A 23,594-nucleotide genomic window follows, 5' to 3' on the forward strand; every position below is an offset into this window, starting at 1 on the left:
ACATCCCCGGCCCCGGATCCTCCCCGAACCCGCACGAACCCACCACGTCGGGGCCGTACGATCCCGAGGCCGAACCGGTGGCGACTCCGTGACTCCCGTCCTTCCCGTAACGCCGGAGGGTGCTGGAGGACGCCGGAGGGCGCCGGTGAGCGCCCCGGCGTGCGAGGTACGTACGTCATCGCAGCAAGCAGGTCCGCTGCACGCCCCAGGAGCCGCCCGTGTCCGCCGTCCCGCCGTCAGCCGTCCCCTCCAGCTCTTCCGTCCCCTCCAGCTCTTCCGCCCCTTCCAGCTCTTCCGCCCCTTCCAGCTCTTCCGCCCCCTCCAGCCTTTTCGTCCCGTCCGTCGTCCGCTCCACCGCCGCCAGGGGTGACGCCTTTGCCGAGCCGGTCCTGGTCGAGCCCGAGACGCGGCGGCTGGACGGGGTCGTACGGGAGGTGGCCGTTCCGCCGCTCGCGAAGCCGGTGCGGCACGGATCGCTCGCCGACCTGCCCTTCGACAACGCGAACGCGGCCCCGCACACGGTGGTCCTGAGCCGCCGCCCCAAAGGCCCAGGAGGTTCGGGGAGCGGCAGGAGGGACGGTGGGAACGGTGGGAGCGGCGGCTGGACGGATGTGACGGCCGCAGAGTTCGCCGCCCAGGTGATGGCCGTGGCGAAGGGGCTCATCGCCGAGGGCCTGACCCCGGGTGACCGGATCGCCGTCATGGCCCGCACCCTCTACGAGTGGACGGTCCTCGACTTCGCCGCCTGGGCGGCCGGACTGGTCACCGTCCCCGTCTACCCGACCTCCTCCGTCTACCAGGCCCGCTGGATCCTGCAGGACTCGGGCGCGGTCGCCCTGATCACGGAAACGGTCGCCCAGGCGGCCGCCCTCGGCCCCGAACTGGGGCACCTCCCCGACCTCCGGCACGTCTGGGTCGTCGAGAAGGACCACGTCGAGCGGCTCGCGGAGGCCGGCACCCACCTCTCCGACCAGGAGGTGGAGGTACGCCGCGGCGTCCTCGGCCCGGACACCCTCGCCACCCTCATCTACACGTCCGGCACCACCGGCCGCCCCAAGGGCTGCGCCCTCACCCACGGCAACTTCTTCGCCGAGGTGGACAACGCCATCGAACTGCTCTACCCGATCTTCAAGGCCCGCACCAGTGAGGAGGCCTCCGTCCTCCTCTTCCTCCCCATGTCGCACGTCTTCGGCCGCATGGTCGCCGTCGCCTGCGTCCGGGCCCGGGTACGGCTCGGCCACGCGCCGAGCCTGAAACCCGAGGAACTGCTCCTGGACCTGGCGAGCTTCCGGCCCACCTGCCTGCTGGCCATCCCGTACATGCTGGAGAAGATCTACAACACCGCCCGCGCCAGGGCGGAGTCGGGCGGACGGGCGGCCGCCTTCGACCGCGCGGCCTCGGTGGCCCGCCGCTACGGCGAGGCCGTCGACGCCCGCCACACCGGTACGGGCCCCGGCCCGAGCGGGTCCCAGAAGGTCGCCCGCGCCTTCTACGACCCCCTGGTCTACCGCCGTATCCGCAACGCCATGGGCGGCAGGGTCCGTTACGCCATCTGCGGCGGCTCCCCGCTCGGCCGCGACCTGAGCGCGTTCTACGCCGGCGCGGGCATCGAGATCTTCGAGGGCTACGGCCTCACCGAGACCACCGCCGCGTCGACGGTGACGCCCCCGCTGAGGCCCCGGCTCGGCACGGTGGGCTGGCCGCTGCCCGGCACCAGGGTCCGTATCGCGGCGGACGGCGAGATCCTCGTCGCGGGCGAGCACATCCTGCGCGGCTACTGGGATCCCCAGGCCGGCGGAGTGGTCCCCGCGGCACGTGACGGCTGGCTCGCGACCGGCGACATCGGCGAACTGGACGACGAGGGCTACCTGACCATCACGGGCCGCAAGAAGGAAATGCTGATCACGGCCGGGGGCAAGAGCGTCGCCCCCGCCCCGCTGGAGAACTGGCTCCGCTCGCACCCCCTGATCTCCCAGTGCATGATCCTGGGCGACCGCCGCCCCTACGTCTCCGCCCTGATCACCCTCGACCCCGACGGCATCGCCCACTGGCGCCGGATGAACGGCAAGCACCCGGTCCCGGCCGAACTCCTGGTCGACGACGAGGAACTGCGCGCGGTCCTGCAACGCGCGATCGACGAGGCCAACAAGATGCTCTCCCGCCCCGAGTCCATCCGCCGCTTCACCGTCCTCCCCCTCGACTTCCGGGAGGACGCGGGCCATCTGACCCCGTCCATGAAGCTGCGCCGCGACGCGATCCTGCGCGACTTCGCGGAAGAGGTGGAAGAGCTCTACACGGGCTCATGAGCGGTGGGCGGTGGGGTGATCGGCGGTGGGACGACCGGCGGTGGAGGGGGTCGAGCGGTCGGCGTGCGGTCTGCGGGCGATGAGGAACGCCTGGGGCGTCGACTCGCCCTGTTCCTCGTCCGCGGCCCGCTCGGATCGCAGGACGAGGGTGAACCCGGCCGTCTCCAGGGCGTCGGCCATCCGGTCCGGACGACGACGCTGGAAGTCCAGGGCGACCGGGTGACCGAATGGACGTTCGAGGTGGCGGGCTTTCTCACCGGCCTGGAAGGCGAGCATCAGATGACCCCCGGGCACCAGGAGCCGGCGGAATCCGGCGAAGAGCGCCGGCAGGTCGTCCTGCGGGAGGTGGATGCTCGAATACCACGAGACGACGCCGGCCAGCGTGCCGTCCGGAATACCCGGCTCCAGCATCGAACCCTGCTCGAACCGCAGGCCGGGATTCTCGCGGCGGGCGATCCTGAGCATCGGTTCCGACAGGTCGAGGCCGAAGACGTCCAGCCCGCAGGAGGCCAGATGGCCCGTCACCCATCCGGGACCGCATCCGAGGTCGGCGACCTTGCCGCTGACGCCGCTCGACCCGCCGGTCCCGGTCCCGGTGCCGCCCGCCGCTTTGACGAGTCCGGCGAAGCCGGCCAGCAGCGCCAGCTCCAGGGTCTGGGCGGCGAAAACGTCGCGGAAGTGGTCGGCGTAGTCCTCGGCGATGGCGTCGTAGAAGGCGCGGGTGGCGACGATGTGGCCCGGGCCGGAATCCGGGCCGGAATCCGGGGCGGTGGTGGCAGCGGCGTCCGTCATGGGCGCGGAGCCTAGCCGCGATCACCCTCCACGGGGGCTCCACGGCGGGAAAAGGCAGGAGCCCCTTTCGCCTGACGGCGGGGGGCTCCTTGGGTACTGCTAGTCGTTCCCGGATCGGAGAGGATCAGACCGGGGTGACATTCTCCGCCTGCGGGCCCTTGGGACCCTGCGTGACGTCGAAGGACACCTGCTGGTTCTCTTCGAGGGAGCGGAAGCCGCTCGCGTTGATCGCCGAGTAGTGGACGAAGACGTCGGGGCCGCCGCCTTCCTGGGCGATGAAACCAAAGCCCTTTTCGGCGTTGAACCACTTCACGGTTCCGGTAGCCATAAGCCCTCCTTGGGCCCAAAGGGTTGCCCTGCTCCAGAACCCAGCAAGTGTGAAGAGCAAGTTCTGCACAATCGCATCCGTCTGAGAACGACGAGAGCCCGCGGTCACATGCTCCGCAGGCTCTGTACTGCAAGGGAAACCAAACTGCAACTTGCGGACGAGCCTAGCACGCGACCGCCCGCGCGCAATAGAGGTCAAGATCACGTCACCCGAATGTTTGAATGTTCACTTCCGCTTCATGCGTCGGGGCGATACCGGGCCCGGGGAGTCCGCCCCGCGGCACGAGGTCTAGCCTCGCGATGTGGACAATCCTCGCACCCGGCCGCGCGTCGGACACATTCAGTTCCTGAACTGCATGCCCCTCTACTGGGGGCTTGCGAGAACGGGCACTCTCCTCGACTTCGAGCTGTCGAAGGACACCCCCGAGAAGCTCAGCGAGAAGCTCGTGCAGGGAGATCTCGACATCGGGCCGATCACCCTGGTCGAGTTCCTCAAGCACGCCGACCAGCTGGTCGCCTTCCCCGACATCGCCGTCGGCTGCGACGGCCCGGTGATGTCGTGCGTGATCGTCTCGCAGGTCCCGCTGGACCGCCTGGACGGCGCCCGCGTCGCCCTCGGGTCGACCTCGCGCACGTCCGTCCGCCTCGCCCAGCTCCTGCTGGCCGAGCGGTTCGGTGTACAGCCCGACTACTACACGTGCCCGCCCGACCTCAGCCTGATGATGCGGGAGGCCGACGCGGCCGTCCTCATCGGCGACGCCGCCCTGCGCGCGACCATGATCGACGGTCCCCGCTTCGGGCTCGACGTGTACGACCTGGGCGCGCTGTGGAAGGAGTGGACGGGGCTGCCGTTCGTCTTCGCCGTCTGGGCGGCGCGCCGCGACTACCTGGAGCGCGAGCCGGCCCTCACCCGGAAGGTGCACGAGGCCTTCCTCGCCTCCCGCGACCTCTCCCTGGAGGAGGTCGGCAAGGTCGCCGAACAGGCTTCCCGCTGGGAGGCCTTCGACGAGAAGACGCTGGCCCAGTACTTCACCACCCTCGACTTCAGCTTCGGCCCGCCGCAGCTGGCGGCGGTCGAGGAGTTCGCGCGCCGGGTGGGACCGACGACGGGCTTCGCGGCGGACGTGAAGGTCGACCTGCTGCAGCCGTGAGGACGTGGGGGCCGACCACTACCCTGCTGAAAGGTTCCCGGGTACGGGTGCGACGGGGGAGAGGCGGACGGGGTGGACGGAGCGGACGGGGCGCAAGGGGCGCACGGGGTCGACTCCCTGCGGCCGCTCGATGCCGACGAGCCCACGGCCGTGGGGCCGTACCGGCTGCTGGGCAGGCTCGGGGCCGGCGGCATGGGCCGGGTCTACCTGGGCCGCAGCACCGGCGGACGCACGGTCGCGGTGAAGATCGTGCATCCGCACTTCGCGCTCGAAGAGGAGTTCCGCGCCCGGTTCCGGCGCGAGGTCGAGGCCGCGCGCCGGGTGGGCGGTGCCTGGACGGCCCCGGTCCTGGACGCCGACCCCGAGGCGCGCGTGCCCTGGGTCGCCACGGCCTACGCGGCGGGCCCGTCCCTCACGGCGGCGGTCACGCACGGCGACCCGCTGCCCGCCCACACCGTGCGGGTGTTGGGCGCGGGCCTGGCCGAGGCGCTGACCGCGGTGCACGAACTGGGCCTGGTGCACAGGGACGTGAAGCCGTCGAACGTCCTTCTCACCCTCGACGGCCCGCTGTTGATCGACTTCGGCATCACCCGCGCGTTGGACGGCACGGTCTCCCTCACCTCGACCGGTGTGTCGATCGGCTCGCCCGGCTACATGTCGCCCGAGCAGATCCTGGGCAAGGGCGCCACGGGAGCGGCGGACGTCTTCTCCCTGGGCGCCGTACTGGCGTACGCGGCCACGGGCAAGCCTCCCTTCTCCGGTGACTCCTCGGCGGCACTGCTGTACAAGGTCGTTCATGAGCCGCCGGAACTGGGGTGGCTGGAAGGGCCGGCCGCGCGGGACGGCTCGGGCGGCGAGGACGGCCCCGGGGGCGAGCTTCGCGCCCTGGTGGCGGCCTGCCTGAGCAAGGACCCCGGCACCCGCCCGACCCCGGCCGAGGTGGCCCGGCGGCTGGCCCCCGAGGGCGGCGCGGCCCGGCTGGTGGCGGGTGGATGGCTGCCGGGGGCACTGGTGGAGCAGGTGAGCCGCTCGGCGGTGCGTCTGCTGAACCTGGAGGCGGGGCAGGACGGTCCGGTGGGCGGCGCCCCGGTGTCCGGTCCCGTGGACTTCAGCAGCCCGTCGGTGGACGGGGCCCCGACGGGGAGCGGCCCCGGATCGGCGGGTGGCGGCGCGGGCGCCTGGGGGCCCCGGGCGCCCGCGGCTTCCGGCACCTCCGCCGCCGTGGACGCCCCCGGTGCCGGGGTGTTCGGTCCGCCGCCGGTGATGCCGGACCACGACGCACCGGCGAACACGCCGGCCGCCGCGGTTTCCGCACCCCGGTCCCCGCACCCGCCGACCGAGCCGGTCGAAGGCCCCCGCCCGCCCCGTCCCGGCATGCTCTCGGTCTCCGTCGCCGCGTCGTCCGACCAGGGGCGGAGCGGGGGCGGCCGGGTCAGACGGATGAGCTGCACGGTGGCCCTCGCCGTGGCAGGGGCGCTGGCCGCGGTGACCGTCGGCTCGGCGTTCGTACTGGACCTCATGCCGGGCGGCTCCGGTGACGACAACGCGGACTCCGGCACCGGAGCCTCCTCCGAGGCCCCGGCCGCCACCCCCGCCGCCTACCTCGGCACCTGGGAGGGCCAGGCCAACTCGCGGGAGGGCATCGCCATTCCGCTCGGCACGTTCCGGGTGACGGTGAAACAGGCGAAGACGGGCGAGCAGGTGGCCACACTCCGGCACACCGACATCTTCGGCGGCGTCTGCGACGACGTACTCACCCTGAAGCAGGTCACAGAGAAGCAGCTCGTCGCGACCTCCGTCGGCGCGAAGTCCAACCGCGACGTCTGCAACCAGGCCCGCCACACCGTCCGCCTCACCCCGATCGGCGACGACCTCGTCTACGAGTCCGACAGCAAGGACTCGGGCAGTCCGAAGGCACGGCTGTCGAAGATCGAGTAGCGACTCACCCCGGCACCACCACCGTCCGCAGCTCTCCGTCCCCCAGGTGCAGCATGCCCTTGCCGGGGACGACCTGGCCGCCGACCATGCTGCGGGACAGGCGTACGCCGATGAGGTCGCCGCTGGACGACTCCTGCGGCGAGAGCAGGATGCCGCGGCGGGCCTTCTTGGCGTCGACCTGCCAGCCGGAGAAACCGCTGCACACGTCCTCCTCGTCACCGGCGATGACGAGGGCGAGGCCGCGTTCGGCACCGCGCGAGACGATCTTCTTCATCTGACTCCCGGCATCGCAGTCCTCGAGGATCTCCCCGTCGTCGATGAGGACGGCGATCGGATCCTCGGCCGACGCTTCGTCGATGAGCTCCTCGAAGTCGTCCTCGTCGATGTCGTCGCCGGTGAAGACCTTCAGCACACCGTCCGTGCCATCGAGCTGACGCAGCGGCGACTGGCGCGGGGCCGCGACGACCAGGCGGGTGCCGTGCGCGAGGAGCGACTGGGCGATGTTCATCAGCACGGTCGAACGGCCCGACTTGGCCGGGCCCGCGATAACGAACGCCGGTACACCGTCCGCGAGATCGGGGCCGAAGCCGATGATCTCGTCACCGCCGATACCGGCCAGCGCCCACAGCTTGGAGCGCGATGCCTCCGGGTCCCGCAGCTCCCACGCCTCCGGGAAGGAGATCCGGCTGGGCAGGCTGTCGACCCTGAACGGGCGCCGGGCACGCGGCACGCCGGCGTCGCGGGCGGCGGCCGCCTCGCCGATCGCGGTCAGTGCCGCGGCCTGGCCCTGACCGGTGGTGTCCTCGGCGAGCAGCGCGAACTGGGTCTCCGTACCAGCCTCGTTGCGGAAGGCGCGGCCGGGCGGAATCTCCTCGGGCACCTTGCGGGCCGGGATCCCGAGTGAGGAGAAGTCGCTGCGATCGGCGAGCCGCAGGCCGTACTTGTCCTCGGTGAGCGTGGCGATCCGGCCGACGAGCAGGGTGCGGTCACCGGTGAGCACGAGGTGGATGCCCACGCTCGCGCCCTCCCGCATCATCGTCTGCAACTCGTCGGTGAGCGAGCCGTGGTCGATCTCACCGAGCGTGGGCACCCAGCCCTCCCAGCGGTCGAGCAGCACCACGATGTGCGGCAGCCGCTCGCCCTCGGTGGCGGCGGCCCGCTGCTCGCCGATGTCGGCGTACCCCTTGTCCGCCAACAAGTCCTGACGACGGGAGAGTTCGCCCTTGAGCCGGTTGACGAGCCGGACCACCCGCTCGGTCTGGTTCCGGCCCACGACCGCACCGCAGTGCGGCAGCCGGGTCAGCGCGTTGAGGGCGCCGTTGCCGCAGTCGATGCCGTAGAGGTGGACGTCGGTGACGGAGTGGGTGCGGGCGAGCGAGCCCGCGATCGTGCGCAGCACCTGGGAACGGCCGCTGCGAGGGGCACCGCCGATCATCAGGTGCCCGAAGGAGGAGAAGTCGACGGCGACGGGCCGGCGGGCCTGGTCGCCCGGCAGGTCCTCCACACCGTACGGGGCGGGCGCCAGCCTGCCGGGCGTGAGCGCGACGGCCGGGACCTCGACGTCGTCGAGCAGCAGCATCTCGTCGAGCGCGGGCAGCCACGGGCTGTGCTGGGCGGGGATGCTCAGCGAGCTGTTGGCCTCGCGCACGGCGTCGACGAGAACCTTGAGGTCGGTGATCTCGTCGTCCTCGCGGGCCTCGGACTTCGGCTTGGCCAGCGCGGCCCTGCCGAGATCCTCCCAGCTCAGCGGCCCCACCCAGGGCGCGAGAGCCGCAGGGTCCGCCGCTCCGGGCCGGCGCCCGCCGACCCGCCCCGACTGGAAGGGCACCAGGGAGGCGTGGCCCAGTCGGGCATACGCGCGACCCGGAGTGCTCTTGGAGATCTGCCCGGCCTCGGGTGAGTCGATGACGTCGGACGACTCACCGCCGTCCGTCACGCGCAGCGCGATCCGGAGGTTGGTGTTGGCCCGGATCTCGGGCGACACGACACCACTCGGCCGCTGCGTCGCGAGCAGCAGATGGATGCCGAGGGAGCGCCCTCGCTGCGCGATGTTCACGAGCCCGGTGACGAAGTCGGGCAGGTCGCGCACCATCGACGCGAACTCGTCGATGACGATGAGCAGTCGGGGTACGGGAGCATGCGAGGGGTCGCGGCGCACCAGATCCTGGTAGTCCTCGATGTCCTTGGCGTCGGCGGCTGCCAGGATGTGCTCGCGCCGCTTCAGCTCTGCGCCCAGCGACTCCAGAGCCCGCTCGACGAGATGGGCGTCGAGGTCGGTCACCATGCCGACGGTGTGTGGCAGCTTCACGCAGTCCTTGAACGCGGAGCCGCCCTTGTAGTCCACGAGGACGAAGGTCATGTTCTCCGGCGTGTTCGCCACCGCCAGGGCCGCCACGATGGTCTGCAGCAGCTCCGACTTGCCGGAACCGGTCGTACCGGCGATCAGCCCGTGCGGCCCGTCCTTGCGCATGTCGATGCCGAACGGACCGTCGTAGGACTCGCCGATCACGGCCATCGTGGACTGGCCGCCCATGCGCCAGCGGGCGGCGATCGCGTCGCTCGTCGGCGGCTCCAGTTGCAGTACGTCGAGCAGCCGGCTGGAGCCCGGGAGCGCCGAGTCCTCCGACTCCCCGCTGATGTCACGCAGCGGCGACAGGGAGCGGGCGAGCCGCAGACACCAGGCCGCCGGGACGAAGTCGGGCCGCACGTCCTTGATGCGCTCCGCACCCGCCTCCTCGACACGCAGCCGCAGCCTGTCCGGCTGGGCGGCGCGGCCGGGTTCGGGCGCTGCGGTGTGCCACGCCTGGAAGGAGGGGAAGCCGCCGCTCGCCTGCTGAGGCTGAGCGCGCTGCCGGTCCTGGAGACCCCGGCCGTGCTCCTGGGTGCGGGGCTCGGCGACGACGAACGCCTGGCACTCGCCGGGCAGGAACCGCTCCTCCGCGTCGAGACAGATCGCGTACATGGACACAGCCGGTCCCTCGCGCAGCAGTCGCACCACACCCGGCAGCGACCGCAACCGCCGCGACCCGTCCCATACGACGACGATGTCCGGGTCGCTGAACGCCGTCCCCTGGGACCGGTTCTGCTCGGCGGCCTTCTTGCGGGCATCGAGGATCTGCGTCAGCTCGCCGACACGGGCGCCGACGGTCTCGGCGTCGGTCCCGATGAGGATGTTGACGTCCTGCCCACTCGAGGGGCGCGCGTGCGGCAGCCACCGCACCCAGTCCCACGACGGCTGTGCCGAGCTCTCGCTCAGCACGTAGAACTGCACGTCCATCGGGCTGTGCAGCGCGGCGGTCTGCGCGACCGCCCAGCGTCCCAGGGCCCGCGCGGAGTCCCCGGGTCCGGCCATGCCGACGACGCCGAGGGAGCGCAGGTCGAGCGCGACCGGCGCGTCCTCGATCTTCCAGGTCACCTGGCGCCGGTGGTCGTCCTGTTCGGGGTCGTCGAGTACGACCTCGGAGGGCAACTGTCCCGTCCCGACCCGGATCAGCAGATGATCCCGGTCGGTGCGCCGCCGCTCCCAGAGCCGGGTGCGCGGCCCGGTGCCGAGGGACAGTACGGCCGCGGGATCGGGGATCGCGTGCCGCCGGTCGTCACGTTCCTGGATCAGCGCGTCCTGGGCGTCCTTCTCGATCCGCTCCTTCTGCTCCTCGTACTCCTTGACCTGCTTGGCGTGGGACTTGCGACCGTGCTTCTTGTCGTTGAAGTAGTTGGCGAAGAGCAGGATGGGGCTCAGCCCCGCCATGATCAGGTAGTACCAGCGCTGAAAGATCATCACGGCGACGAGGGCACCGACCAGAGGCGTCAGCGCCATCAGCCAGGGCAGCGGCCGCGGCTCGTAGTCGCGGGGTGCCGAGGGCAGCCGGAAGGTGGTCTGCCGGTCCGCCGGCCGCAACCGGGGCGGCCGGTTGTAGTCGAGCCCGACCCCGTCGTCGGACCACTTGAGTGCGGCGTTGGGCGGCGTGTACCGCCCGAGCTCGAACAGCGTGTTCCCGACCCCGACCTGAGCCCCCAGGGGCCAGTCGTAGGTACCGGCGCTGGAGGTCTCCCCGCCGCTGACCTCGGCCCCGCCCTTGCCCTTTTTCTCCGCCTTGCCGTTCTTCTTCTCGCCGCCGCTCTCGGAATCCTGGATCGGCACGCCGTCAAGGGTGACGTGCTTCTGACCCTGCCCCTGGTCCCGTCCCTGCTCCTGGCGGTCGCCGTCGCGGTGAACGGTGACGCGGCAGGTGCCGTCCGTGGCGACAAAGAGGGTGAGGGCGCGGGCGTCGACCTCGGGATCGTCGACGCGGACGGCCGAGGCGGCCCCGCTGCCGATGTCGTACCGCCCGACCCCGAGCCGGTGCACGAAGCCGGCGGCGGGCCCGCCGACGACGCGCAGCTCGACCAGTCCGGTGGGCTCACCGGGCAGGCACCCGGAGGGATCCTGGAGGGAGACGACGGCCCCCTCGCGCAGCGGGGACCCGATGACGGTCGCCGAGGGATCGACGGCATACCCGTCCACGTACACGAGCGGCGCACTGCCGAGCGGCCCCTGCCGTTGCTGTCCGATGGGAATGACCTGGGCCCCGCTGTGCCCGACCTGGGCGGCCAGCTCCGCCGCGATGTCCCCCACGGTGGACTCGGGATCGGCGTCGAGCACGACATCGGCGGCGTCCCCGCCGAACGGATCGACGACGGTCAGAGTCAGGCGCACGCTTGTCCTCCCCAGGCCCTCTGGCCGCTTCCACCCCGCGGGCCACAGTCCTTGTGACGATATCCGCTGGGGACGGGGCCGAGGCAGCGGGGAGGACGTACGGCGTTCCCATTGGCAACGTCGTACACGACTTCACGACGCCGCCTGCACAAAGCGGGGATGTGGCATCGCAGTTGTCCCCCGTAAGCTGCTGCCGCAAGAGCGGACGATCACCCCGCTCGTCCCATGCGGCTCATGCGCCGCAGAAGGCGCGGCGGTGGGCCGGTAGTTCCGCAAACAAGGGAGCCACGGGGGTTGGCCCTGCGGCGTTGCGAGAGGAAGCGGCTTCATGGCCAAGGACCTTGACATCACATATCAGGACATGCGGGAAGCGGCCAAGCATGTCGTGAAGGAGAAGGAGAAGCTCCAGGAAAAGCTGGACGGCCTCCGCAAGTACATCAACAACCTGGTCAACTCCGGTTACGTCACGAAGAGCTCCTCCAAGGCCTTCGACGAGAACTTCGACGAGTTCACCAACGGCGCGAAGACGACGCTCGACGGCCTCGACGGCATGGGCGACTACCTGACCATGGCCGCCGACAAGTTCGAGCAGATCGACGACGAACTGGCGAAGCAGGCTCGCAAGTAGGGGTGCGGCACCTGCCCGGTGCGGCAGCGGATGTTGAACGCACCGGGCAGGTGCCCGGTGGACGGGCCCTGTCAGTTGTCGGGAAGGGACTGCCGGAGCGCGTACATGTGGAGGTCGCTGCGAAGATCTTCCGTCTCGACGCGCAGCCAGGACCCGTCCTGGAAACGGATCAGCAGCATCCTCGTCTCGAGCTCACCGGAGAAGGGGTCGATGAGGGTCGCTTCGGTGGTGGGAAGACGGGCGACGATCTCCATGTGTTTCTCCCGTCCCACGCTGACGCGCCGCGGTGGAGCGGCGAGCACGATCCCGTCCTGGGTCGCGAGCAGAAGTCGCTGGTGGTGGGTCGAGTGGGTGTACCAACGCAGCAGGAACTGACCGGCGTTGCCGTGCCAGTTCCCGTCGAAGACCTTGTCAAGGCCCTGTTGGGTGATGGTGGCGTCCCGGCGTCGCTTCTCGTCCTCCCTCTTGGCCCGCAATCGCTCCTTTTCGTCCCTCGCGTCAAGGGATCGCATGACTGCTTCTTCTATTTTGGCCAGAAGCTCGAAGAACATGATGACGGGTATGAACGGTGCACCGAGCACTGCACCGGCCATGCCCAGTGGGGGCATCCTGGCAGGGCGGAGCCGAGGGCTGTCCGCGGCCTGGAACACATCCGCCGGAGGTTGTGGGATCTTGTCGATCGTGCACCAGTCACCCGCCTCGGCGTGGACGCCAAGGCGGTCCGCTGCCACGCGCTGCTTACCCCTACGTGTCACGTCAAGACTCTCCTTGCCGACGCGGAACAGGATCGGTGTGTCGAGAGCGTATCTCGTACGGGGCGCCATGAGGAGCGAGAGAGTCCGCAATCGTGCCCGCGATCGTCAGATGCCACAGAGAACAGTCATAGAGTCATGGAGAGGAAATCATGGGGGACCATATAAAGGCGGATCTCGCCGCCATCAAACAGTGCTCACGCGATCTGACAAAAATCCATGGCGAGTTCGAGCGAAACGGTAATCCTGCGGACGAGTACGGTCAGGCGGTAGGTCACGGCGGCCTCAAGGACGCCTTCTCGGACTTTGGCGACACCTGGAAGAAAACCCGCAAGAATCTGATGAAGGAGCTTGAGCAGTTGGCCGGGTTCACCCGGACCGCCGCCAAGGCGTACGACGAGATAGACCAGCAGTTGGCCAAGGCGATCCGGGATGCCAAGGCGGAGAGCAAGGGGAAGAAGTGAGCAGGAGGGACGAGGACTGGCCGCCTCTGTGGCACGACGACCCGACACCGGGTGACCCCGAGGAAGTGGCGGAACTCGGGCGCAAGTTGCGCAAGATGGCTGACATGATCGACGAGCAGTCCCGGGTCATCAAGGCCCTTGCCTCGGTGGAGGGTTGGGACAGCGAGGCCGGAAAGGGCTTCCACGAGATCGCCGGTGGCACGGCGGACAAGCTGAAGAAGTCCTTCGAGCGGTATGACGAGGCGGCCAAGGCCATCGGAGAGGAGGTGCACGAGGGGAGCTCCGACCAGTTCGCCAGCGAAATGCGTCGCGCGCAGAGGAAGGCGGACAAGGCGCTCGCCGATTATCGTGAGGCAAAGACCGACCACGACCTCGCGGATGGCGAGGTAAAGAAGTTCACCGACAAGTATCCAGCACAGAACGTTCCTGCCGCGGAGAAGGAAGAGTATGAGCGCTGGGTCAAGAAGCGCGCCGAGGCGATGCGCCGCATCGGTGACGCGCGCAAGTTGGTGAAGGATGCCAGGGGCGTCTATGACGATGCGGGAGATAAGGCCGCCCGTCATATCAGAAACGTCGTGCACCACGATGCGGTCCGGGACCCCGGCGGTTTCATGAATTTCCTCGCTGACTGGGCGGACATGTTGTCCAACATCTCGGCCGTCCTCTCCGTGCTCGCGGTGATCTGTGCATTCGTCCCGCCGCTCCAGTTCCTGGTTCCCATATTCGCGACCCTAGCCGTGTTGGCCAGTGCTGCCGCGCTCGCCGGTCATGCGTACGACATGACTGCACGTGGTGGCAAGGTCAACTGGCTGAAGCTGGGCACCGATGTGCTGGGAGTGCTGCCCGGGCTTGGCGCACTGAAGGGGTTCACGGCCCTCAAAGGTCTCAATGGGATTTCGAAGGTGAAGGCATTCGGAAAGTTGAGGATCTATGCAACCGCACTCGACGGTGTCGGGCACAACTTCTTGAACGGAGTCGCCGTCAAGTTGGTCAACAAGGTTCTGGGCAGGAAAGCGCGCAAGGATCTTCTTGACGGAAAGAAGATCACGGCTGTGATCAAGGGGGCGGGGCTCGCGAGCGCCTTGAATAAGATCTTCAGTGGCGAGAACGGCGAGAAGACCGGCTACCAGGAGCCCGCCAAGGCCGACAGCACGCCCACGCCCACTCCTACGCCGTCGCCCTCACCCCGACCCAGCCCCAGCCCCCGCCCCGCTCCGAACGTCTCACCGAAGGCGTTCAATGCCGCCTTGGCGGCGTAGGACCTGGCGACCTGCTCAAGGAGGGCAGATGCCGTGAACGACGACAATCGCGACCTTGGACCCGGGGAATTCATCGGTCGTCGAGGCGGTGACGCTGTCACTTTGGTCGGCGGCTCGGTGATCGTCGCAGTACCCGAGGCGAAGCGTGCCGCGGAGGAGGCTCGACGAGAGCTCCGGTTCGACTTCCTGGACGACCGGGCAGTCCTCGAATTGCTGCGGCGACGTCACCTCGACGAAGAGGACATGTTCAACGCGGGTTTCAAACACGGAGTGCCGCTGGCGCTCGTAGGCTTCGGGGCCACGATCTACTGGGGCGGCGTGGCTCAGTACTGGGAGACCGCCGCCTCCCGCAACGCCTACCTGGCGGTCGCCGTGGCCTTCGTAGTGACTCAGGTCTTCTTCTTCGTTCGCAGTGCGATGTCGCACTGGGGAGATCCGGTCCAGCAGAACCTGCGGGCCCGTGCGGGAAAGTACCGTGAGATCGTCCACCTCGCTCGACGAGGAGGAGCTGATGTCCCCGCTCACTATCCGCACTACGGGCCCTACCCGTTCGCTGCGAAATTCCGTTCTGAAGTGGATGATCCCGAACAGCCCGAGAGTAAAGGCTCAGATGACCACGGACACAGTTGAAGAAGCCCAGCGCAGCCTCACGGGAAGTGGCGGCGTAGAGGTTCGCTGGATCATGCCGGAGGGTTTCTTCGAGCTGCCCTTCGATGCGGATGACCTCGACGAACTGGCTGACAACCTGGTCGCGTTGGCCAAGAGGGTGCTGCCCGGTGCTGATGAGGAAGTGCAGCTGGAGTATGCCGCGATGTGCGCGGCGAACTACGACGAGTTCATCGAGGCAGGAGTGCAGTACGCCGGCTTCGTCACCACGGAGGTCGACGGCGTCCGCTGCACGGCCACGGTGAACGTCAGCCTCATGGACCTTGATGAGCGGGCCGGTAACAATCCGGCGGGCTTCATCGCGACCACGATGCGGCATCTGGAGCTCGGCCAGATCGACGAGGTGCAGCTGCCCTGCGGCCCGGCGGTGACATGCGTAGGCAATCGGCCTTCCAGCATCGACGGCAGCCTGACGCAGTCCGGGCAGGACGAGTCGATATGGACGTCGTTCATACAGGCCCAGATTCCGCTGGACAACGGGACCGTGCTGCTGCTGGAGATGGGCACGCCGACGGTCGAAGGCTGGGAGGTCTTCTCCGCCATGTTCGCCGGCATCGTGAAGAGCGTCCGCTTCTTCGACGACCACGGATCCCCCCTGGTGATGCCGGGGTGAAGAATCCGTTCGAAACCGATGCCCCGTCACCGATTAGCACCCCCACGGACTACAGGCTGCTGGTTCCGCGGGAGTGGTTCCGCATCGACCTCATGCAGGACCGCTGGCGTGGCCAACTCAAGACCTTTGTGGAACAGCAGGCAGAAGGTCGTCATGTTTCTGCGGAGCTCACACGGAATGTGTGGACCACACTGCGCAACACCGCGGAAGCCGGGCGAGCGCGTGGCGCCATGGAGTTCTTCCTCCTGACGACCTCGCGGGACGGGGGCCTTCCCGCCTCGCTCCTCGTGTCCCTGGTGCCGCTGGGTGAAACACCCGCTGATCCACAGAAGTTCGCGGCGTGGCTCGAGGTGCGAGTGCCTGAAGGAACTTCACCGCAGCAAGTGTCGGTGGTGGATCTCCCAGCAGGCACTGCCGTTCGGGTCGTCGGCCCCACGACATTGAACGTCCATGTCCTTGTGCCCGGCGGGGCAGGCTACTTGACGCTCTCCTTCTCAGCACCGCTCACCGGAATGTCCGGCCCGATGGGGCGGTTGTGCGATGCCATCGCGTGCTCGTTGCGGTGGGTGTTGTGACAGCTTGCCCCCCGCGATGCTTCCGCGACCCATACCCGCGCCGTCACCGTCGCCGCAACCGGGTCCGAAGCCTTCATCGAAGTCGTTCCACAAGAATCTGACGCCTGCTGCGCAAGGAAGACGACCAGTGAGTGATTACCACGCCCTGGAATTCGGCACGTTCGTCGATGACCAGGGGACTGTCCACAGCATGGTCCGCTCGTCCGCCGTCGCCGCCGTACCGCAGGCCAAGGCCGCGGCGGAGGCCTACGGGCGGGAGGTCCGCTTCGACTTCCTCGACGACAGCGCCGTGCACTGGATGCTGTTCCAGCGGAGGGAGGACACGGAGAAGGCCGGCCTCCTCGGCTGCCTGTTCACCGTCCCGCTGTTCGTTTTCGGGGCCGGTGCCTGGCCCTTCTGGGATTTGGTCGCATCCCAGAAGTCACGCCAGTTCCAGATCGCCTTCATCGTCGCGGAGGCCCTGATCCTCTGCGCCTTGATCGTCGGCGCCTACCTCGTTCGCCGACGCAGCCTGCTTGACCCCGTCGTACGGAACGTGCGCTGCCGGGCCCGGCTCTACCGCAAGATCGTCGGTATCGCCCGCAAGGGCGGTGCCGACATCCCGCGCCTATACCCCTACTACGGCATGTACGCCACCTCGCGGAAGTTCTTCCACGAAGCGCCTGACCGTCCCGTGCCCGAAAGGCACAAAGAGGTTCACTGAACGCTTCTCAGCCTGTGGTTCGCGGGTGATGACAGCTGGTGGTCGGGGGGCCGTAACGCGACAGGGCTCCTGTGTCGTTTCGGCTGGTGATCTCACTCGCCAACGTCTCGGCACAGGAGCCCTGCTGGTCCCGTATTGAGCCATGCTCGACGTCCCGCGCGAGGTCGTTGAGCACGTTTCCTGGCTCATCTACGCCCGAAGGTGTGAGCTGAACTCCCGCTGGCGCCGGCTGGGCTACCTCCGGCAGGCCCTGCTGGCCCTGGTGCACCTGCGCAAGAACGAGACCCTGGCCCAGGTCGCTGCGGGGTTCGGCGTCTCCAGCGCCATCGCCGGCCGGTACGTGAGCGAAACGGTCGACATCCTCGCCGAGCGCGCCCCGAGCCTGCACGAGGCCCCGCGCAAGCCGCCGCCGGAGGGGTTCGTCATCCTCGACGGCACCCTGATCGCCACCGACCGCATCGCGGCGGACGAGCCGTACTACTCCATGAAGTACCGCCGTCACGGAATGAACGTGCAGGTCGTGGCCGCCCCGGACGGAACACCCCTGTGGTTCTCGCGAGCGATGCCCGGCCGCACGCACGACCTGACCGCAGCCCGCGCACACGGCGTGATCCAAGCCTGTCTGTCCCGTCAGCTCCTCGTCCTGGCCGACCGCGCCTACCAGGGTGCCGGCGCCGCTGTCCGCACTACTACCGCCACCACAAACTGCCCGAGCACTACCAGCAGTACAACCGGGACCACGCCCGGCTACGAGCACCGGGCGAACGAGCCTTCGCCCGCCTCAAACAATGGCGGATCCTCCGCAAGGCCCGGTGCAGCACCAACCGCATCGGGCGCACGCTCGCTGCCATTCACGCCATCGAGATCGCCTGGCGCTCAGGATGAGAAACGTTCAGTGATTACCACGCCCTGGAACACGGAAGAGAGAAGTAATCCCGGTCCTGGTTCTTTCAATGTGTGGGCCTGGTGAACTACTCGGCTGGGTCGACAAAGGAAACCGTCTGGAGAAGGGCCGACAGCAGGCGGTAGATCTCAGTCCAGTGGTCCAGAGAGGCTGTGTAGAGAGTGAAGACAGCCGTGTGCGGGCCTGTCGGGAAGGGGACGTGGACCTGGATCTGCCGGGTGAGAAGTGTCGTCTTCTCACCGCTCGCCGTCAGCTCCGGGGTGAGCGTGCACTCGCGGATGGTCACGCAGGACACCGCAGGTCCGCATGGCAGATCCAGCCAGACGGCGTCGTTGTACGGATCGTCGGCGAGCGTAGCGAGGATTCCCTGGGCGACGACATCAGCGTCAGCCCCGGCATGGCCAGTGGCGACGATGCCTACGGTGAAGGAGCACTGGGCCACGCCTTCGGTGGGCTCGTACCGGATCATATTGCTCTCAGGGATGTCGGCTTCCCCTGCTGTGGAGAACAGACCCATAGCGGCGTAGGAGACCCCGGTCTCTCCCATGAACTCGGCTATCGCTGTGTAGTAGAGAGCGGCTGGCTCCCAGATGGTCTCGTCTCCACGTGAGTACAGCTCTTGTACGAACGAGCGGGCACGTTCGGCACGTTCCTCGGCGGTGGCGGCGACGGGAAGGGTGAAGAAGCCCTCGGGGACGAGGAACCACAGGGGTGGGAGGTTTCCCTGAATGGCACTGGCATACAGAGGGTTCATGGACTCGGCGGCAGGTGCCATGGCGTGAAGGCCCGTTTCGATCAAAAGCAGTGATTGTGCCGGAGCGGAGCGGAGCGGAGTGTCAGTTCAGGAATCCTTGTGAGTGGTACTCCGAGAGCCTGAGTTCGGTGCCGCGCGCGTCCATGACCGTGTTCAGGCCTGAGTGTCCGAAGAATGCGTGCACTGTGCTCGGCGCCAAGACCTCGATTCGAAGGCAGCCGCATGTGTTTCGCTTCACGAGCGGCGGCTGCGCATCCGGGGCCTGGGATGCGGCGAACGATTCAGCTGTGTTCCGCTGAGCCAGAGTAAGCGTTTCCAATGGGATGAAATTCAGCGGCTCGATCAGGTGCCGAGTGAGTCTTTCCCGGTTCGCGCTGCTCACTCTGAACCATGAGCCGTCCGTGAAGACGATTTTCGCGTCGTGTCCGAATTTAAAATTCCGCAATTCGACGTTTGCGGTGAGGAGTCGAGGGACCTCCCAGAGGGACTCGTCCCTGATGAGCCTGTCGTCTCCTTTGATATAAGGGAAGCCCACGACTACGATCCGCTGGTTAGTGACGATCGCATGTGTGCGGTAGTGCTTAGCAGGGGAGCGCACGGGATCCGGTTGCCAGGGCAGGGTACGCGCAACGGTGCCTGGGTCGGCCCATATGACCGGGAAGTCGTTGACCTCATCCGCCTGGTCGTCCGAGGTGTCCGTACCCGCATTGGAGGACGGGGTACCGCTGATGTTTCCACCGTGCGAGGAGAGGAAGCCGATGATCACGGCGCCTGCCGCCATCACCGTGCCCTTGACGGTCTTCCGGGCGGTCGTGCCGCCTCTGGAGTAGGCCGTGTAGATGGGCCCGGGGGCCAACCGGTCAGCTCATGCTGAATATCGCGGCGTTCGGTGTCGCGAAACCGCCGCATTCCCTTGACCCGCGTTTCCTCACCTGTGGCGAACGTGATGGGAGCGCGGGCGAGGAGAATCTCATCCAGTTTGGGCTGTCATACGCTCATTTCAGTATGAACCTTCCTCTGCTGCGGCCTCGACGCCGGTGTATTCGTGTTCTGCGGTGTCAAACCGAGTCAGGTGCTTACTCATCTGGGACCGAAACGCCGGACTAGTCATCTGCCGTCACATGACCGTAGATCTTGGGCGCGACCTAGGGGCGGAAGCGATGGGCAACAGGGGCTCGTGGCATTTCAAGGAGAACGTGATCGAGGAAGTTCCGCACGACTGAGCCGGCCGTCAGCGTGGCAGCCCTCCGAAATGGGAGCTTTGGCTGCCTGCTGTGCCCCTGCTGGGCTCCAGTGCACAGCTCTCGCGGTCTCTCCCAAGTAGCTGGGCAGGAAGCGGATTCGTAAGGCCGCGAGGTGTGGCACTGCCGCCGTCCGGTGTGCGTTCGAGTTGCGTGTCCTGGCGGCTGGGGACCTGGACGCTGGTCTCAATCCAGGGTGTTCGCCCACGCCGTGAGTATGGCGAAGTCGTGCTGCGTGAGGCCGCGTCGAGGGCCGATCCGGTGCAGCAACGCGGGACCGGCGTGATACTCCTTCACCCAGGCGAAATCCGTCTCTGTGATCTCGTCATCGATCCAGGCGAACGCTCGCCCCTTCGCCCATGTGACGATCTCTGGTGTCTTCCAGAACACGCCGTCCTCAGTGACGGGCTGCGGCAACGACCAGTGAACGACGGGAAGTCCGGGCAGTCCCAGGACCGGGGTGATGAAGACGTTTGCCTCCTCCTCCCAGGTCGTGGCCCAGACCAGGTCGAAGGGAAGCGCGACCAATACGGGGCCGTGATCCGGATGAAGCCACACCCGCAGTGGCTTCACCGGCTTGCTCGGCAGCCCCCATTCGCTGAGCCGACGCCGCTCCAAGGCTTCCCAGCGTGGCGTCAGAAGACGGTGGGTCTTGTAACCCTCGGGCCTTCGGTGCGGCTTCGCGGCATACGGATTCAGCGGTCCGTCCACATCAACGAAGAGCAGGGGGAGCATCGGCTCTCCTGTCGCTTTGTCGTCAGACGTCGTGCTCAGGTTGGTTCGATGGCGACGGATCAGCGGTTGATGGACTGGATCTCCTGGACCGTGACTGCTTGGTCGTTGCCGAAGGTGCCGTCGGGCAGGTCGCCGCCGGCGCCGCCGGTGCCGGTCCAGGCGATCTCCCAGGTGATGGTGGCCTGGAGATCGTAGGTCCCGTCGCCGGAGGAGCGGAGGTACGTGATTCCGCAGGGCGGAGTCCGGTCGGCCTTGCCCTTGGCGTAGGGCTCGCCGATGGAACCGTCGGTGTTGATGGTGCACTCGCCGGAGGCCGGATAGGTCTCGGCGTCCTCGGTGCCCGGCTCCAGTTTGAGGGACACCGGCTTGGCGGTCGTCGTGGCCTGGATGGCGAAGCCGGGGACGTTGATGGCCGCCGTGGCCCGGACTTCGTCGAAGACGGCTTTGTCGAGCCAGGCCCAGGTCGGCAGATTCACCTTCGTGGTCTCCTCGGGGGCGAGGCTGACCTCGGTTTCGGGAAGCTGCATGTGCTGGTAGGCGAGGGCGGCGAGTATCTCCGGGGTGATGGCCTCCTCGTACTGGGGCGGCGGGGCCTCGCCGTTGTCGACCCAGAAGGGGAGGTCGGTGCAGGAACTCCGCTTGAGCAGGTCGGGTTCGTTGGGATTCTCGACGGCGGCCCAGAACATCCCCTCGCCGTCCCTATCGACGTTGTAGTCCTTGTAGCCGGGGGTGTCGGTCCAGCCGTACTCGTCCTCGTAGTGGCGCTGCAACTCGCTGAGAGCCGCACCTGCGTGGCCGCCCATGCCGGGCGCGTTCATCTGGCTGTCGATGTCCTTGGACATCTTCTTCTTGAAGTCCTCGGCGCCGAGGTATGGGGCGTACCAGCAGGGTGGTGGCGTCCATTTGATGTCGGAGGACGTCACGTTGCCGGTGCTGCCGTTCTTGGCGACGGATCCGGAGTACGTAATCCGGGCGGTGGCGTAGATGCCGGTGTCGTCACTGTCACCCGACTGTTCTGTGTTGGAGCCCTGGGTGTTGCTCGGCTGCTCTCCCGCGTAGGCCGGTTCCGCGAGGGAGACGCCCAGGGCCAGCGTGAGGGCGGCCGCGCCGGTGCTGAGGGCCGTACGCCGTGACCTGGTCACTGGCACTTCGCCGCCTTCGCCTCGACGTACACCTTGGACGCCTGCCACAGACCGTCCCCGGTGGGGAGCTTGACCATGATGATCTTGAAGTAGTCGAAGTCCGTGATGCTGGGCGTGCCCTTCAGGACCTTTCCGGTCTTGACCTCTTTGGAGTAGAACTTGCTTGAGTCCACACAGAACGCGACCTCCACCGAGTTGCCGTTCGGCGCGGATCGGGTGGTGGCCTGGTAGTGGCGCCGGGTGCCGGTTGCCGTCCAGCCGCCTTCGAGCCTGGCGTCGATCTGCGTCTTCGCGTACTTCAGGCCATCGCCTGTCGAGTAGGCGACCAAGGCTGCTTCCTCGGTCGTGCGCTTGTCGACGCCCCGGTAGACGGCACGGAAGAAGTTGGCCGCGTCGGACATGGCAGCCGCCTCATTCTGGTCCTTCGGCTTCTCCCAGTCGAAGACCAGGTTCATGTCCGCGGGCAGGGACACGTCCACGCCGTCCGGCTTGTCCTCCGCCGGTGCTCCCGAGGGCTCCGCCGGCTTCGTCGGCGCCTCTGCGCCCTGGTCGGCGCCGGCGATCTTGTCAGCGGCCTTCCCGTTGTCGTCCCCGCTCCCGCAGGCGGTCAGCAGCAGGGTTGCGGCGGCGGTGAACGCGGCGGCAACGGGCAATGAGCGGCGCTTCACAGTGACTCCCCGTGAGACAGATGTGTGGTCACGGGCCCTGACGGTATCGGTGTTGTTCTCGGTTTCGCCACAGCGAACTCGTGCAGCCTGCGATGTCCGCAACTCCGGCCAGTGGCCGAGCTGTCGGCGCGCTTGCCCGCGAGTCCGCTACGGCTTCAGCCGGGTCGCGTGTCCTCTCGGTTCGGTGTCCTCCCCGCGCCCTCAGTTACGGGTGCGGGCCGAGGGGATCGCCGTGTCGTCGGGCCGGAGGGCCGACGGCTCGGTCGCCGGCGAAGCCGTCCTCGCCGGCGACCCGGCCGGGGGCCCGGGCGTTGCGCCGGCGGGGGCCGGTGGGCTGGTCGGGGCGGCGGTCGGGGTCTGCGGGACAGGGGTGGGGTTGATCGCCTCCGGCGCCGTACTCGGTGCGGCACTCGGCGCCGTACTCGGGGCCGGGGTCGGCACGGTGGACGGGCTGGTTGCGGGCGGCGGCGGGGCCATGGGGGGTGTCGGGGGCCCGGGGGCGTCGGAGGTCGACAGGCGCAGTGGCAGTACGACGAGGGCGGCGACACCGCAGGCCACGGCGGCGCCGGCCGCCCCGCGCAGCAACTTGCGGCGGGCCGCGCCGCGACGGATCGCCCGGTAACGGCCGGGCGGCGGGCCGAGATGCTCCGAGGGAGGCCGCAGGATGACGGCGAGCGGGTCGTCGGGGTCGAAGTCCGGGCCCTCGTCAGAGTGTGTGATCAAGGCTTCTCCTCAGGTGGGCGCGGAGCAGTTCGCGGGCCGCGTGGAGGTCGGCCTTGACGGTTCCTTCCTTGCGGCCGGTCAGGACGGACACCTCCCGGATCGGCATGTCGGCGTAGTAGTGCAGCAGGATCGGGATGCGCAGGCGCTCCGGCAGCGTCTGCACGAGCAACCGCACCGACGGATCGGCCTGTTCGGGCTGTGGGCTCAGGGCGGCCTCTGTGGTGGCCCGGCGCACGGCTCGGCGTTCCCGCTCCAGTTTGCGCCAGTGGTCCCGGACGAGGTTGGCCGCGGTGACGTAGAGGAAACCCCGCGGTTCGGACACGGTGGTCCAGCGGGCCCACAGCCGCGTGAACGCCTCCGAGGCGATCTCGTGGGCCGTCTCGTCGTCGTCGACCAGCCGGCGGCACCAGCCGGCGAGACGCGGGTAGAGGGCGGCGAACAGCTCGGACGCTGCCTTCTCGCGGGACCGTTTCAACGTTCTCCATGGTCGTGAGGGCGCTCGTGCGGACATGTCGAGAATCCCGGGCCGCCGGGGTCGGGTCAGGTTCCACCGACCC

General features: G+C 68.2%; 21 protein-coding genes and 1 pseudogene. 11 read left to right on the forward strand and 11 right to left on the reverse strand.

What is annotated here, in order from left to right; all coding sequences use genetic code 11:
* The first annotated feature begins 389 nt into the window (after positions 1-389).
* Positions 390-2,306: an AMP-dependent synthetase/ligase gene (locus tag ACFWVE_RS15510; protein ID WP_384013565.1), complete on the forward strand. Its 1,917-nt coding sequence runs from the start codon at positions 390-392 to the stop codon at positions 2,304-2,306.
* On the opposite strand, the gene ACFWVE_RS15515 is transcribed toward ACFWVE_RS15510, so the two are convergent.
* Both ACFWVE_RS15515 and ACFWVE_RS15520 read right to left on the reverse strand, forming a co-directional pair.
* A complete protein-coding gene (locus tag ACFWVE_RS15515) occupies positions 2,301-3,098 on the reverse strand; it encodes a class I SAM-dependent methyltransferase (protein WP_384013501.1) in 798 nt (265 codons plus the stop codon). The two genes, ACFWVE_RS15510 and ACFWVE_RS15515, sit on opposite strands and share 6 nt — an antisense overlap.
* Before the next feature lie 124 nt (positions 3,099-3,222).
* Positions 3,223-3,426, reverse strand: coding sequence for a cold-shock protein (locus ACFWVE_RS15520; protein WP_003992177.1), 204 nt, complete (start codon positions 3,424-3,426; stop codon positions 3,223-3,225).
* 301 nt (positions 3,427-3,727) lie between these two features.
* Between ACFWVE_RS15520 and ACFWVE_RS15525 the strand changes: the two genes are divergently transcribed.
* Positions 3,728-4,576 carry a menaquinone biosynthetic enzyme MqnA/MqnD family protein gene (locus ACFWVE_RS15525; protein WP_384013504.1) on the forward strand — a complete coding sequence of 283 codons (849 nt, stop codon included), beginning with the start codon at positions 3,728-3,730 and terminating at the stop codon, positions 4,574-4,576.
* Positions 4,577-4,693: 117 nt separating this feature from the next.
* Positions 4,694-6,514 (forward strand): protein kinase, encoded by a 1,821-nt coding sequence (locus tag ACFWVE_RS15530; protein ID WP_384013568.1) that lies wholly within the window; start codon positions 4,694-4,696, stop codon positions 6,512-6,514.
* A 4-nt stretch (positions 6,515-6,518) separates the two neighbouring features.
* Here the strand turns inward: ACFWVE_RS15530 and ACFWVE_RS15535 are convergent, their stop codons facing one another.
* A complete protein-coding gene (locus tag ACFWVE_RS15535; protein WP_384013507.1) occupies positions 6,519-11,210 on the reverse strand; it encodes an FtsK/SpoIIIE domain-containing protein in 4,692 nt (1,563 codons plus the stop codon).
* 328 nt (positions 11,211-11,538) lie between these two features.
* Between ACFWVE_RS15535 and ACFWVE_RS15540 the strand changes: the two genes are divergently transcribed.
* Positions 11,539-11,838 (forward strand): WXG100 family type VII secretion target, encoded by a 300-nt coding sequence (locus tag ACFWVE_RS15540; RefSeq protein ID WP_384013510.1) that lies wholly within the window; start codon positions 11,539-11,541, stop codon positions 11,836-11,838.
* A gap of 71 nt (positions 11,839-11,909) precedes the next feature.
* Here the strand turns inward: ACFWVE_RS15540 and ACFWVE_RS15545 are convergent, their stop codons facing one another.
* Positions 11,910-12,350, reverse strand: coding sequence for a hypothetical protein (locus ACFWVE_RS15545; protein WP_384013513.1), 441 nt, complete (start codon positions 12,348-12,350; stop codon positions 11,910-11,912).
* 392 nt (positions 12,351-12,742) lie between these two features.
* Here ACFWVE_RS15545 and ACFWVE_RS15550 point away from each other — a divergent pair, with 392 nt between their 5' ends.
* The 7 genes and pseudogenes from ACFWVE_RS15550 to ACFWVE_RS15580 all read left to right on the forward strand — a co-directional run bounded on the left by ACFWVE_RS15550 (position 12,743) and on the right by ACFWVE_RS15580 (position 17,755).
* A complete protein-coding gene (locus ACFWVE_RS15550; RefSeq protein WP_384013516.1) occupies positions 12,743-13,054 on the forward strand; it encodes a WXG100 family type VII secretion target in 312 nt (103 codons plus the stop codon).
* On the forward strand, positions 13,051-14,313 hold the full coding sequence (locus ACFWVE_RS15555; protein ID WP_384013518.1) for a putative T7SS-secreted protein: 1,263 nt from the start codon (positions 13,051-13,053) through the stop codon (positions 14,311-14,313). Before ACFWVE_RS15550 ends, ACFWVE_RS15555 begins: the two co-directional genes overlap by 4 nt.
* Positions 14,314-14,346: 33 nt before the next feature.
* Entirely contained in the window at positions 14,347-14,943 is a 597-nt protein-coding gene (locus tag ACFWVE_RS15560) for a hypothetical protein (protein ID WP_384013521.1), read from the forward strand.
* Positions 14,924-15,592: a hypothetical protein gene (locus ACFWVE_RS15565; RefSeq protein WP_384013523.1), complete on the forward strand. Its 669-nt coding sequence runs from the start codon at positions 14,924-14,926 to the stop codon at positions 15,590-15,592. Before ACFWVE_RS15560 ends, ACFWVE_RS15565 begins: the two co-directional genes overlap by 20 nt.
* Positions 15,589-16,167, forward strand: coding sequence for a hypothetical protein (locus ACFWVE_RS15570; RefSeq protein WP_384013526.1), 579 nt, complete (start codon positions 15,589-15,591; stop codon positions 16,165-16,167). The genes ACFWVE_RS15565 and ACFWVE_RS15570 overlap by 4 nt, the downstream gene beginning before the upstream one ends.
* Positions 16,168-16,294: 127 nt before the next feature.
* Positions 16,295-16,870 carry a hypothetical protein gene (locus ACFWVE_RS15575; RefSeq protein WP_384013529.1) on the forward strand — a complete coding sequence of 192 codons (576 nt, stop codon included), beginning with the start codon at positions 16,295-16,297 and terminating at the stop codon, positions 16,868-16,870.
* A 142-nt stretch (positions 16,871-17,012) separates the two neighbouring features.
* Positions 17,013-17,755, forward strand: a pseudogene (locus tag ACFWVE_RS15580) (transposase family protein).
* Between the two features lie 86 nt (positions 17,756-17,841).
* Here the strand turns inward: ACFWVE_RS15580 and ACFWVE_RS15585 are convergent.
* From ACFWVE_RS15585 to ACFWVE_RS15615, 7 genes are all read right to left on the reverse strand, one after another.
* Positions 17,842-18,549, reverse strand: a complete 708-nt coding sequence (locus ACFWVE_RS15585; RefSeq protein WP_384013532.1) for a hypothetical protein — start codon at positions 18,547-18,549, stop codon at positions 17,842-17,844.
* Between the two features lie 61 nt (positions 18,550-18,610).
* Positions 18,611-19,309, reverse strand: a complete 699-nt coding sequence (locus tag ACFWVE_RS15590) for a hypothetical protein (protein ID WP_384013535.1) — start codon at positions 19,307-19,309, stop codon at positions 18,611-18,613.
* Between the two features lie 646 nt (positions 19,310-19,955).
* Positions 19,956-20,504 carry a hypothetical protein gene (locus tag ACFWVE_RS15595; RefSeq protein ID WP_384013537.1) on the reverse strand — a complete coding sequence of 183 codons (549 nt, stop codon included), beginning with the start codon at positions 20,502-20,504 and terminating at the stop codon, positions 19,956-19,958.
* A 59-nt stretch (positions 20,505-20,563) separates the two neighbouring features.
* Positions 20,564-21,646: a hypothetical protein gene (locus ACFWVE_RS15600; RefSeq protein ID WP_384013540.1), complete on the reverse strand. Its 1,083-nt coding sequence runs from the start codon at positions 21,644-21,646 to the stop codon at positions 20,564-20,566.
* Complete coding sequence (locus ACFWVE_RS15605) at positions 21,643-22,314, reverse strand: hypothetical protein (protein WP_384013543.1); 672 nt, start codon at positions 22,312-22,314, stop codon at positions 21,643-21,645. Before ACFWVE_RS15605 ends, ACFWVE_RS15600 begins: the two co-directional genes overlap by 4 nt.
* Positions 22,315-22,515: 201 nt before the next feature.
* On the reverse strand, positions 22,516-23,037 hold the full coding sequence (locus ACFWVE_RS15610; RefSeq protein WP_384013545.1) for a hypothetical protein: 522 nt from the start codon (positions 23,035-23,037) through the stop codon (positions 22,516-22,518).
* Positions 23,021-23,512 (reverse strand): RNA polymerase sigma factor, encoded by a 492-nt coding sequence (locus ACFWVE_RS15615; protein WP_384013548.1) that lies wholly within the window; start codon positions 23,510-23,512, stop codon positions 23,021-23,023. The genes ACFWVE_RS15610 and ACFWVE_RS15615 overlap by 17 nt, the downstream gene beginning before the upstream one ends.
* Positions 23,513-23,594: the final 82 nt, after the last annotated feature.

It is taken from the genome of Streptomyces sp. NPDC058632 (assembly GCF_042717095.1).
GTDB lineage: Bacteria > Actinomycetota > Actinomycetes > Streptomycetales > Streptomycetaceae > Streptomyces.